Source organism: Arenibacter echinorum, assembly GCF_003259375.1.
Lineage (GTDB): Bacteria > Bacteroidota > Bacteroidia > Flavobacteriales > Flavobacteriaceae > Arenibacter > Arenibacter echinorum.
Map to the genome: position 1 here is coordinate 60,972 of NZ_QLLN01000005.1, position 12,491 is coordinate 73,462.

Sequence of the window (12,491 nt, forward strand, 5' to 3'; positions counted from 1 at the left end):
AATTGGGATTAATTTACCTTATAATATTACTTTTGGTATCCAAGATTATTATGGCTCATTTCTTACTCTTATTTTTTTTGCGGGGTGATTAAAATTTAATCAAAACATTTTTTTATAGAAAATCACCATTATTTACAAAGGTAAATAATATAGACCTCCCCAAATGCAACATTAGTTACTTTGATTTTGATGTGCTACCCTTTCCCTAAGCAAGGGAATGGTATTGGGATCATCATGGTAGGCTACGGCTTCCTTTATCTTTACAAAAAGATACTCTTTATGTAGACAGTTGATAATTCCGCTCTTGAATATTATGTCCCTAATGGGTCCCGTAGCGCCTGCGATATAAAACTCGATGTTCCGGTTGTGGATTTCTTCAATAACATTCATCAACATGGTAGATGCGCTAGCATCTATATAATTAATGGCTTCAGCATTTAAAATCACGGCCTTCAAAGAACGGCCCTTAACATTGATGAATTTGAAAAGTTCACTTTTAAAATAGCCTGAATTCCCAAAATAAAGTTGGGAATCGAACCTGACGATCAAAAGGTCAGGACGAACCTCGGCCTCATCACCAAAACGACTAATATTTTTATAATAATCGGACCCTTTAATACTTCCCAACACTGCAAAATGGGGTTTGGAGGTCCTGTATACCATTAGGAGCAAAGACAATAACACCCCTATTAAAATACCCTCAACAATTCCAACTGCAAGGGTAATTAAGAAAGTTATCAAAAGAACCAGAAACTCATCCCTGCTTTGGTTCCATAATTTTTTGGGATATGAAAGATCTATTAATCCAAAAACGGAAACCATAATTATGGAAGCCAGTGCCGCCTTTGGCAAATTATAGAATAATGGGGTAAGAAATAATAGTGTCAGAGCTACCATAACAACACTTATCAACGAAGCCACAGTAGACTTGGCACCGGCCTCGTAATTTATAGCAGAACGGGAAAAACTTGCAGTAACCGAATAGGACTGAAAAAATGAACCTATCATATTTGAAGCCCCCAATGCTATCAACTCTTGGTTGGGGTCTATGGTTTCCACTTTATTTTTTTCTTCAAATGCCCTGCCAATGGAAATAGCCTCCAAATATCCAACCAATGCCACGGTAAGGGCAATAGGCCATATTTCCCTTACCTTTTCCATGCTAAAACTATGAATATTAAAAGATGGAAGGCCTGCCGGTACTTCACCAACTACCTGCACATCAAAGGCTTCCAAATCGAAAAAGTAAACTACAAGTGTACTTAGCACAACAACCAACAATATGGCCGGAAATCTATCAAACCATTTTTTAAAGGAAACAATGATCAGAATTCCTATTATCCCAATTGAGAAATCATAAATATTGGTTTCTGATAAATGCTGAAAAGCATTAATAACCAGCTCGTGAAATTTATTGCTATTAATGATATCCGCTCCCAGTAAGTGCTTTAATTGACTAAAAATAATGATAACGGCCGCAGCAGAGGTAAACCCACTAATTACAGGCCTTGACATAAAGTTTACGAGAAAACCCATGCGCAAAAACCCAAATATCAACTGAAATGCCCCTACCATAAAAGACAGGAACAATGCCATTAAAATATAGTTTTGCACTCCTGTTATGGCCAAGGTCCCCAATCCAGCAGCCACCAATAGCGAATCCATGGCCACGGGACCTACGGCAATTTGCCTGGACGTACCCAAAAAGGCATATACCGTAATGGGGAACAATGAGGCATATAAACCATAAACCGGTGGTAGTCCGGCAATCATAGCGTAAGCCATACCTTGGGGAATTAAAATTATACCCACGGTTATGCCCGCCACCAAATCTTTTCCAAAAAGGTTTTTGTTATATTTTGGAAGCCAATCCAAAAAAGGTAAAAATCTCCTCATTCACCAAATTTAGTATTAAATACCTTATTCCTATGTAACGAAGGTTACAGAATTTAAGCCTTTACCCACATTACTTCAATTGAAGTTGGTACTAACTAACATTAAATATTTTATCTTGTGCTCTCAATTCATATAAATTCTTGGAATATGCATAAAATCCTCTTATTCATAAGTTGTTTAACAGCTGCTTTACTTCTTTGCCAGTGCAGCACGGTAAAATCTGTTTCAGAAGAAAAAAACGACGGTTGGATTTCCATGTTCAATAAAAAGGATATAAATGATTGGACCACCAAGATTCACCATTATGAAGTTGGGGACAATTATGGAGACACCTTTAGGGTAGAAGACAGTATCATAAAAGTGCGCTATGACAAATATGAGGGCGATTTTAATGAACGTTATGGCCACCTGTATTACAACACCCCATATTCCTACTACCATTTTGTGGTAGAATATCGTTTTGTAGGCGAATTACACCCAGGGGCTCCAAGTTATACTATAAAGAATAGTGGAGTAATGTTCCATTCCCAAGACCCAAGGACCATGCCCAAGGAACAAGATTGGCCCATTTCGGTAGAATTGCAGTTATTGGCCGGTTTGGAAGAAGGAAAATCGCGGCCCACAGGAAATATGTGTTCTCCTGGAACCGATGTGGTATTCGAAGGAAAAATTGACCCAAGACATTGTATCAATTCTACTTCCAAGACCTATTTTGGAGACCAATGGGTACGCGCAGAGGCTATTGTCTTGGGAGATTCCATTGTGACCCACATTATTAATGGAGAAGAGGTATTGCAATACACCAAGCCACAAATAGGGGGTGGTGTAGCCAACAGGTATGATCCGGCGATAAAAATAGACGGTAAATTATTAAAGGAAGGTTTTATAGCCTTACAGGCAGAAGGACAGCCCATAGACTTTAGAAAAGTGGAATTAAAAAACCTAAAGGGTTGTATGGACCCCAAAGCCTCCAATTATCGTAAGTACTTTATTAAATCTGACCCCGAGGATTGTAAATACAACTAATTACACTGGAACAACCACTTATTGAATATTTCCGCCTACAGGCAATCCACTAGGGACCTTTTCTGGGATTTCCTTGTCAAAATTTTCATCGTTAAGGGTATTCAAAAAAGAAATAATCAAGGACATATCCTTAACACTTAGTTGCAGCTCTCTTACAAAGGGATCGAACATTTCCTTGGATACCGAGGGATTTCGTGATTTTCCAAAGGAAATATCCTCATAGAATTCCAGTACCTGTTTTAAATTTTGAAAGGCACCATTATGCATATAGGGTGCAGTAAAACGCAAATTCCTAAGAGAAGCGGTCCTAAATGCAAAACTTTCCTGGAATCCACTATCCGGTTCTGGAACCTTCTTGTTTTCCGGAACTCCCAGTACGTGTAACTTATAGTCAGAAAACATAGGCCCGTTATGGCAATTGATGCAACCTACCGATTTAAAAAGTTCCAAGCCTTCCTTTTCCGAATGGGATATGGCGTTTACATCTCCCGCCATATATTGATCAAATCGGGAATTATTGGCCACTAAAGTTCTTTCAAAAGAGGCAATGGCCATGCCAATATGAATACTATCTATTGGTGCATCCATACCAAAAGCTTCTGCAAAAAGATTTTTGTATTCAGGAATGGATTGAAGTCTTGCTGCCACTTCAGTAAGAATTTGAGACTTTGAAAAATGGACACCTTTCATTTCTTCCAAGGTCTTGATGGGCTCCAAAGCCTGTTTTTCCAAACTTTTTACACGGTCGTCCCAAAACATGGGGGCATTTTCCGGATCATAATCATCTTTCCCGTGTATTCCATTATATGCCGTGTTTAAAATGGTGGGGGAATTGCGTTTCATAAGGGGAATTTCGTTGGGCTCCTTAAACGCCCTTTTACTTCCCAACCCTTGACCATTTGCACCTATGGACAGATCCAAAAACTCGGCATATCCGGTAGCGGGATGATGACAACTGGCACATGCAATATCTTTACCACCTGAAAGAATAGGGTCATAGAAAAGAAGTTTCCCTAAAAGTTCCTTCTCCTTGGAATTTGGATTTCCTATCGGTGTTTTTATAATCTGAGGTAGGGCCGCAACCTTGGCAATCTCCTTGGGACGGGGCATATCTATTTCCCCTTTTTTGGTAGAATTGCCACAACCCGCTAAAATTACGCACAGGACTATGGCTATAACATAATTACATAAACCAAACCTCATACATCTTTACTTTTACCAAGACAAGATTAACACTTAAACTTCTCAATAACAAGTCCTAAACATTAAAAAATTATAGATCCAACACCTTTATCTGGTTTCGATAAAGTTCTATCTTACCATCATTTTCCATTTTTTTCAATAGCCTGGACACCACCACTCGTGAAGTGTGAAGGTCGTAGGCTATCTCTTGATGGGTAGCATATAATACATCGTCGTGGGTTACTTTGGCCTTATCCTGCAAGTGCTTCAATAACCGCTCATCCATTCGTAGAAAAGCAAGTGTATCTATGGTCTCCATAAGCTCCATCATACGGGCATTATAACTGTCCAAGATAAATCTCTGCCATGATTTGTATTTTCCCATCCATGTCTCCAGGTAACTCACCGGGATCATCAATAATTCGGTATCCGTTTCGGCCACGGCCCTAATTCCACTTGTTTTGTTCCCCATACAACAAGAAAAAGTCATGGCGCAAGTATCTCCTTTTTCTACGAAGTACAACAACAGTTCATTGCCATCATCATCTTCCCGTAAAACCTTAATGGCTCCGCTTAGCAACAAGGGCATAGACTTAATATTATCTCCAATTTCCATTAGAGTTTGGCCTTGACTAACTTTTTTATAGCTGCCCACCGTCCTAATTTCCTCTAACAACTCTGGTTCAAAAAGATAACCATAATGTAATTGTAATGCTTCTGTCATTCTTATCGTATCAAATGTTAGGTTGTATTATTACCGAAAAAATACTTTCAGACATATTTACCGTATGAAATCCACTGTGTAATTTCTCCTGGCTTACCGCATAGGGATAAAAGGAAATTGGTTCTATACACAGCATATTGGGAACCTCTGTCCACAACATAAAATTCCCAAAGCCTTCGGTTTTTATACTAAGCTCTCCAACATCCACTAAGGTAAGGAAATTGCAGTCCATAACCGCTAAGGCCCTACTGCCCACATCGAGTACCTCCTGTAGGGAAATGTTACGATCAGCCGTTCTTATGGAGACATTTTCCGAATATAGCTTAAATGCAGGATGATATCCCAACATAAAGGGCATTCCTTCTTCTCCTGTAATTGTGAATTGAATTTTTAATCCGTTTTCCAAAATCTCGTAGGACTTCGTAAATTCAAAATTATATGGCCATGACAAATATTCCTCCGTGGATTTAGAGGGATATTTAGAGTTCGTTATTGGGGTACTGGAAACATATAGCTTTCTAAAGATGGCTTTGGTATTGGTTTGGGAAACAAGTTGGTATGCCATTTCCCTCAATAGGCCGTGTTGATCCTGCACAGCTGTACCTCTGGGGGTCGTGACCCTAAAATTTGCCTCATTGGTGGGTCCTATTATTGGAAACATTTCGGTATCCGAGTTTCGCCATCCTGGGCTACCTTTTTGGTGAATATACTCGTGGCCATCCGCTGAGTAGCCTACCAGTTCCCCTTCATATATTTTCACTATTTGATTATGTAGTTTTAGCTTCACCATCTACTTTTACTTTTAAAGAGGAAAGTTATTACTTTGTTATTGATTCAAGACTTAAAAAAATTACAACATGCTATTCGAACTGTATGGCCTTTACCGGAGAAATTTTAGTTATTATATAGGAAGGCAAAAGCAACATCAACAAACATAAAATTAAAACACCAATATTGAGTAAAACTACCGTCATCACATCAAGGTGTACAGGAATATAATCTATATAATACTCCTTGGGGTTGGGAAATTTGAACATCCGAAATTTATACTGCAACCCTATAATACCCAATCCAACGATATTGCCCAACAAGAGTCCAACACCTATCAAATAAGCGGCATTATATAAAAATATCTTGCGTATACTCCAATTGGACGACCCCAAGGCCTTTAAGATCCCAATCATTTGCGTCCTCTCCAATATTAAAACGAGCAGGGCGGTTATCATATTGATACCTCCTACGATGATCATTATACCAATGATCAATGCTATGTTAAAATCGAAAAGTCCAAGCCATTCAAAAATCCTATAATACTTGTCCTTTATGGTCTGTGTATCCAAATTCGATAAGGTCTTCCCATAAATTTCCTTGGCCTTATTGTCCATTTCATCAAAATCATCAACAAAAATTTCAAAGTTTCCCACTTCATTATCCGCCCATTTATTCATATGTTGAATGTGGCGCAGATCAATAAAAATATATGAGCCATCCAGTTCTTCAAAACCACTGTCGTAAATACCCGTTATAGTAAATTTCCTTTGATTGGGCATCTTGGATGCATCATCTTCCTTAAAGAATATAGCAACGAAAGAGTCCCCGGTTTTCAAATTTAAACGATTGGACAAAACCTGGGATATCAATGTTTCATTATTAATTTCCCCTTCAAAATTAGGTAGTTCCCCATCCACCAAAAACTCTTTAAATACATCCCAATTATAATCTGCCCCAACACCTTTTGCCAGAATGCCTTCAAAAGTCTCTTCGGTTCTTATTATCCCCGCCTTGGTGGCTACTCCCTGAATATGCTGTATGCCGCTGACGGATTTAAATTCCGGATAAAATTCCTGATCAAGGGAAACAGGAACCATGGAAACATCCGAAGTGTTGTTGTCGTAGTTATATATCTGGATGTGGCCGTTAAAGGCTGCTATCTTTTCCCGTATTTTATATTTTAGACCAACCCCGGTAGAAATGGCCACCAACATCATTATCACACCCAATGCAATTGCCGCAATAGCTATTTTTATTATTGGTGCAGATATACTAATTTTATGCTCTTTACCTGTAACAAGGCGTTTGGCAATAAAAAATTCTAAATTCAATTTATGGCAGTTTTTTCCATTTTCAAAAATACAGTTTTATTATTGTTTTTTACACTTTCTGCTTGTGGAAACCACACCAAAACGCATAATAAAGAACTAAATTCCGCAGTAGCACGGGATACCCTTGCAACCGATCTTCCCATAATCATAGCAGCCAACAGAACGGAAGCTTACCTGCCTTTGCTCAAAGGAAAAAGAGTTGGAATTGTAGCCAATCAGACCAGTGTCATCTTTAAGGATACCCACCCCTTGTCCTATACTCATATTGTGGATTCCCTTTTGGCCAAGGACATCAATATTAAACAAGTATTTGCTCCAGAACACGGGTTTCGGGGAGAAGCCGATGCCGGGGAAAAGGTAAGCGATGGAAAGGACGAAAAAACTGGACTTCCCATAATTTCCCTATACGGAAAAAACCGTAAGCCATCCAAAGAACAATTGCAGCATATTGATGTTATACTGTTCGATATTCAGGATGTAGGGGTACGTTTCTATACCTATATTGCGACCATGCAATTGGTCATGGAGGCTTGTGCAGAAAACAATATTCCAGTAATTGTATTGGACAGACCCAATCCGAACGGACATTACGTAGATGGTCCTACCATGGAAACCGAACACAGGGGCTTTTTGGGAATGACCAATATTCCCTTGGTTTACGGGATGACCATTGGGGAATATGCCAATATGATCAACAAAGAAGGCTGGATGGAAAACAAAGTTGTATCCGACCTGACCGTAATCCCAATGGAAAATTACAATCACCAGAAAGATTACATTTTACCTATTAGGCCTTCCCCCAACCTTCCCAATAATACTTCTATTTACCTCTACCCTAGTTTGGGATTATTTGAAGGTACCAATGTAAATGCAGGTCGTGGAACAGAGTTTCAGTTTCAACGTTACGGCGCCTCCTTTTTGGACAGCACCAAATACAATTTCAAATATACCCCTGCACCCAATTTTGGCTCTAAGGACCCAAAAGAGAATGGCAAAATTTGTTTTGGAAAGGATCTCTCCCAGACCCCTAAAACAAATACGGTGAATTTGGATTATATATTGGACGCTTACAAAAACACCAAGGACAAGAGCCTATTTTTTAACACAAGTGGCTTTACTAGGCATGCCGGCACTAAAGAATTACAAAAGCAGATCGAAGCCGGACTTTCCCAGGAGGAAATAAAGAAAACCTGGCAGGAAGATATTGATCAATTCCAGAAAATAAGGGTCAAATATTTAATTTACAATTGACCAGTAGATTTTACATCCATTTTTTCCGGGGATTTATAAGGTTTAAAGGGAATTTTCAATAAAGCGCCCAGATCAGAATTTTCCTTTTCATTGGGATAGGTATCAACACCATATATAATCTCACTATTGGGCAATTTCATAAAGGTCCCAAGTAGTCTATCCCAAATAGAAAATATATTGCCATAATTACTATCCGTATAGGGTAATTTATAATGATGGTGTACTTTGTGCATATCTGGAGAAACAATGACCCAGCTCAACACATCATCCACCGTTTTGGGCAGTGAAATATTGGCATGGTTAAATTGCGACAATATAACCGAAAGAGCCTGATATATCATAATGATGGCAACAGGTGCCCCTACCACAAAAGTTCCAAAACAAGTAAAAATAAATCGCACTACACTTTCTCCCGGATGATGCCGGTTGGCAGTTGTGGTATCTACCTCATGATCTGTATGATGAATTAGATGAAAGCCCCAAAGCACCTTTACCTTGTGTTCTACCCAATGGGCCAACCAGGCACTGAGAAAGTCCAGCATCATTACCCCCAACAATACCTTTAGCCATAAGGGCATGACCGGCAACCACTGCAGGATCCCAAAATTATTAGCTATGGTCCAATCACTGGTTTTTAACAACAAAAAGGCCAATGGAAAATTTACCAAGATGGTGGTTAGGGTGAAAAAAATATTGATACCCGCATGTCTTAGCTTGCTATATTTTAACTGAAACAGGGGAATAACATACTCCAAAATCCAAAAAAAGGCAATTCCTGAAACCAATATGATACTTCGGTGTGCAGGAGGGATAGTTTCAAAATAATTGTAAATGGCTTCCATAGTCTAAATTTACAAAATAGTTGTATTTAAATAATTACCCTTCAACAAAGTAATTCGGAGTTACCAGTTGACAATCGGGGAATATTTAGGAATTAGGCTACTTTAGCTTAATTATTTTTTTCATTTCTTCCACTATATTATAAGCCGCCGGACAAATAGCCACATTCTTTAAGGTAAGATTACTTATTTGGTGAAATTTTTTCCTGTCGGTATGTGGAAATTCGCGGCAAGCCTTAGGCCTTACCTCATAAATGGAGCAATAATTATCGGCTCCTAAAAAAGTACAGGGAACACTTTGTAGCACATAATCATTCTCCTCGTCCAACCTCAAAAATTGATCAATAAATTTTTGGGGTTTCATACGAAAATGTTTGGCAATACGCTCTATATCCGCATTGGTAAAAAGGGGACCCGTGGTCTTGCAACAATTGGCACAGTTTAAACAATCGGTTTTTCTAAACTCCGCCTCGTGCAGGTCCTGCATGATATAGTCCAAATCCTTCGGGGGTTTTTTCCGTAGTTTGCCAAAGAATTTCTTATTCTCATTATGTTTTTCCTGAGCCAGCTTAGGAAGTTGCTTAATTACCTCATCCATTATGGAATAAACTTTTAAAAGTTGGTTAAAAGTCCCACATTTGCATGTAAATAACAAATTTAATGGCTAAGGACATTCTGGGCAAGGCGCTTTTAGATTACCAATCTGGTAATTATTCTGAAGATATCAAGACCTATTCGTCATTGGATGAGGAGGATATAATACCCATTCCATACCTATTTCGGGACTTTAAGAAAATGCCCCCCTTAGAACAAAAAGCATTAAAGCTTTGCAACGGCAATATCTTGGATATAGGTTGTGGAGCAGGCAGCCATAGCCTGTATTTACAAAAAAAAGGTCTTGCCGTTACAGCTCTGGACCAATCTCCCGGAGCCATTGAAACCTGCAAACTAAGGGGCATTGAGCATACCGTATTACAAGATATTCAGGATTTTAATCTTCAAAAATACGATACCCTCTTAATGCTTATGAACGGCATTGGGATAGTGGGGAAATTAAAAAACATAGACCAGTTCTTTTCACATTTAAAGTCGCTCTTAAAACCTAAGGGTCAGATACTTTTGGATTCCAGCGATATCATTTATATGTACGATGAAGATGAAGATGGGGGCTATTGGATTCCCGATGATCAAAATTACTACGGGGAAGTCACCTTTGAAATGGAATATCAAGGTGAGAAAAGCGAAGCCTTGGATTGGTTATATTTGGATTATAACACTTTGCAACGTGCGGCAAATGCAAATAACTTAACTTGTGAGCTTGTAAGCAAAGGAAAACATTACGACTATTTAGCCAAACTTACCGTAATGGGGTAATACGGAGCGATATTTTTCGTTACCCTAAAAGTGACAGTCCTTTAATAAAAACTGACAATAATGAAGAAATTATCCTTAGTGTTTTTGTTGACCTTTACCCTATTCCTAGGTTGTTCCAAGGACTCCACCGACAGCGATACCCTAAAGGTAGATAAAACGGCCAACCTAAAAGGTCCGGGCGATTCTGCAAACGACTTGCTTTCCGACACCAATTTTAAAAACTTGGTCATCGAAATTGCTTATGTAACGAATTTTGCGCCTACAGAAACGGCCGTTTCCAATTTTGTAGACCTTCTAAACGAGCGTACCTATAAGGATAACATAAGCATTATTTACAAGGAATTGGACTCTCCCAAAAAGGATAGTCTGTCCATTGACGAAGTATTTGATTTGGAAAAAGAAAATAGAACCGTATACAATAGTGGTGACACCTTGGGACTGTATATCTATTTTACCGATGCCACTGCCAGTGATGACAATCCCGATGAAGATCTAGTAACTCTTGGCGCCGTTTACCGGAATACCTCTATGGTCATTTACGAAGCTACCATAAGAAATTTGGCCTCGAAGAGTTCTTTGATCAGTACTGCTACCGTAGAAACAGCTACCTTAAACCACGAGGCAGGACATTTATTTGGTTTGGTAAACTTGGGAACAGAGTCTGTAAACGATCATGAGGACCCTGATGCCAAAAGCCATTGTACCGAACAGAATTGCCTAATGCGGGCAGAGCTCCAATTTGGATGGGGGATGGCCAAAATGTTAACGGCCAAAAATGGGGCAATCCCCAGTTTTGGTCCAGAGTGCCTTCTAGATCTTCAAGCTTATGGAGGCAAATAACTCTTACACGAAAACCTATTATAGCAAATGAAAAAAATAGTTACTACCACAAACGCACCTGCCCCAATAGGGCCTTACAACCAAGCTGTCCTAGCAGGAAATACACTGTATATCTCAGGGCAAATTCCCATAGACCCAAAAACCGGGGATTTGGTGTCAGGGGATATTAAAAAGGAAACCGAGCAATCCATGCAAAACTTAAAAGCCATTCTTACAGAAGCAGGAATGACTTTTGAAAATGTTGTTAAATCATCGATTTTCGTAAAGGATATGCACCAGTTTTCACAAATAAATGAAGTCTATGGCGCCTATTTTGATGCGGATACCGCACCAGCTAGGGAAACTGTAGAAGTTGCCAATCTTCCCAAATTTGTAAATGTTGAAATATCTATGATAGCTATTAAATAGAGCTTTTGTGAAATTCAACCAGACCTTCAATGGGTCTTTGTCTTATAACACCTAGGATCAGATCGTTTCTTTCTACGACTGTGGCAAGTTCTTCCCGCAGGTAATAGGCTATACTGCCTACAAAACTTACTGGTACCTTAGTGGCCAATTCAAACTGCATAATGTAGTTGTTCACAAACTGCTGAAAGCCCTTATCAATTACCCCTCTGCAATAAGGGTGGTTTTTGTTTTCCACTATAAATCTGGCGAAAGTGGCCAAATACGTATTTGGATTGGGCTGTTTGTAAAGATTCTCCTTGATTACATCTGCATCCAAATTGTATTCCTTCGCAAACTTGGTTGCCAAATCCATTGGGATCTTATTAAAGTAATAATCCCTTATCAATTTCCTTCCAAAAAAGTTACCACTACCATCATCCATAGGAATGTATCCCAAAGAGGTAACCTTTTGATGTAATTTCTCACCGTCATAATAGCTGCAATTGGAACCCGTACCTAAAATACATACAATTCCGTGCTGTCCTATTTTTGTGGTGGCAAATATGGCCGCATAGGTATCTTCCTTTACCTCTGCCTGGGCATTTGGAAAAAAATCATTAAAAATCTCTGTTAAAAACTTTTTCATCCTATCGGTTCCACAACCCGCACCATAAAAGTACAAGTGGGTAACTTCCGACCTATTCTTGGAAAGTTCAAAATTATTGGCCAAACGGTCTTCGATTACAGGACGCGTCAATACTTCAGGACTTAATCCTAAGGTTTGGGTCATGAACAACTGGTTGCCCTTCTCATCCAAGGCAATCCAATCCGATTTTGTTGCACCACTATCTACAATCAATATCATATAAC

The 12,491-nt window shown here is 39.0% G+C and carries 13 protein-coding genes; 5 read left to right on the forward strand and 8 right to left on the reverse strand.

The window, feature by feature from the left end; genetic code table 11:
* Positions 1-171 precede the first annotated feature (171 nt).
* Positions 172-1,896: a SulP family inorganic anion transporter gene (locus LV92_RS13485; RefSeq protein WP_111624184.1), complete on the reverse strand. Its 1,725-nt coding sequence runs from the start codon at positions 1,894-1,896 to the stop codon at positions 172-174.
* A gap of 147 nt (positions 1,897-2,043) precedes the next feature.
* On the opposite strand from LV92_RS13485, the gene LV92_RS13490 reads away from it, so the two are divergent.
* Positions 2,044-2,922, forward strand: a complete 879-nt coding sequence (locus LV92_RS13490) for a 3-keto-disaccharide hydrolase (RefSeq protein WP_111624185.1) — start codon at positions 2,044-2,046, stop codon at positions 2,920-2,922.
* 18 nt (positions 2,923-2,940) lie between these two features.
* Here the strand turns inward: LV92_RS13490 and LV92_RS13495 are convergent, their stop codons facing one another.
* The 4 genes from LV92_RS13495 to LV92_RS13510 all read right to left on the reverse strand — a co-directional run bounded on the left by LV92_RS13495 (position 2,941) and on the right by LV92_RS13510 (position 6,930).
* Entirely contained in the window at positions 2,941-4,125 is a 1,185-nt protein-coding gene (locus tag LV92_RS13495) for a cytochrome-c peroxidase (protein ID WP_111624186.1), read from the reverse strand.
* Positions 4,126-4,195: 70 nt separating this feature from the next.
* Positions 4,196-4,828, reverse strand: a complete 633-nt coding sequence (locus LV92_RS13500) for a Crp/Fnr family transcriptional regulator (protein WP_111624187.1) — start codon at positions 4,826-4,828, stop codon at positions 4,196-4,198.
* Positions 4,829-4,838: 10 nt separating this feature from the next.
* Complete coding sequence (locus LV92_RS13505) at positions 4,839-5,618, reverse strand: aldose epimerase family protein (RefSeq protein WP_111624188.1); 780 nt, start codon at positions 5,616-5,618, stop codon at positions 4,839-4,841.
* A 70-nt stretch (positions 5,619-5,688) separates the two neighbouring features.
* Positions 5,689-6,930 (reverse strand): ABC transporter permease, encoded by a 1,242-nt coding sequence (locus LV92_RS13510; RefSeq protein ID WP_111624189.1) that lies wholly within the window; start codon positions 6,928-6,930, stop codon positions 5,689-5,691.
* Between the two features lie 3 nt (positions 6,931-6,933).
* Here LV92_RS13510 and LV92_RS13515 point away from each other — a divergent pair, with 3 nt between their 5' ends.
* Complete coding sequence (locus LV92_RS13515; protein WP_111624190.1) at positions 6,934-8,181, forward strand: exo-beta-N-acetylmuramidase NamZ family protein; 1,248 nt, start codon at positions 6,934-6,936, stop codon at positions 8,179-8,181.
* Here the strand turns inward: LV92_RS13515 and LV92_RS13520 are convergent.
* Entirely contained in the window at positions 8,172-9,023 is an 852-nt protein-coding gene (locus LV92_RS13520; protein WP_111624191.1) for a sterol desaturase family protein, read from the reverse strand. The two genes, LV92_RS13515 and LV92_RS13520, sit on opposite strands and share 10 nt — an antisense overlap.
* A 97-nt stretch (positions 9,024-9,120) precedes the next feature.
* Entirely contained in the window at positions 9,121-9,618 is a 498-nt protein-coding gene (locus LV92_RS13525; protein ID WP_111624192.1) for a YkgJ family cysteine cluster protein, read from the reverse strand.
* Between the two features lie 62 nt (positions 9,619-9,680).
* Here LV92_RS13525 and LV92_RS13530 point away from each other — a divergent pair, with 62 nt between their 5' ends.
* The 3 genes from LV92_RS13530 to LV92_RS13540 are packed head-to-tail and all read left to right on the forward strand — an operon-like array spanning position 9,681 to position 11,642.
* Positions 9,681-10,394 (forward strand): class I SAM-dependent methyltransferase, encoded by a 714-nt coding sequence (locus tag LV92_RS13530; protein ID WP_111624193.1) that lies wholly within the window; start codon positions 9,681-9,683, stop codon positions 10,392-10,394.
* Positions 10,395-10,454: 60 nt separating this feature from the next.
* Complete coding sequence (locus LV92_RS13535) at positions 10,455-11,234, forward strand: hypothetical protein (RefSeq protein ID WP_111624194.1); 780 nt, start codon at positions 10,455-10,457, stop codon at positions 11,232-11,234.
* A 27-nt stretch (positions 11,235-11,261) separates the two neighbouring features.
* The gene (locus LV92_RS13540) at positions 11,262-11,642 is read left to right on the forward strand and encodes a RidA family protein (RefSeq protein ID WP_111624195.1); all 381 of its coding nucleotides are present in this window, start codon (positions 11,262-11,264) and stop codon (positions 11,640-11,642) included.
* Here LV92_RS13540 and LV92_RS13545 read toward each other — a convergent pair.
* Positions 11,635-12,486, reverse strand: a complete 852-nt coding sequence (locus tag LV92_RS13545) for an N-acetylglucosamine kinase (protein ID WP_111624196.1) — start codon at positions 12,484-12,486, stop codon at positions 11,635-11,637. The genes LV92_RS13540 and LV92_RS13545 overlap by 8 nt on opposite strands.
* Positions 12,487-12,491: the final 5 nt, after the last annotated feature.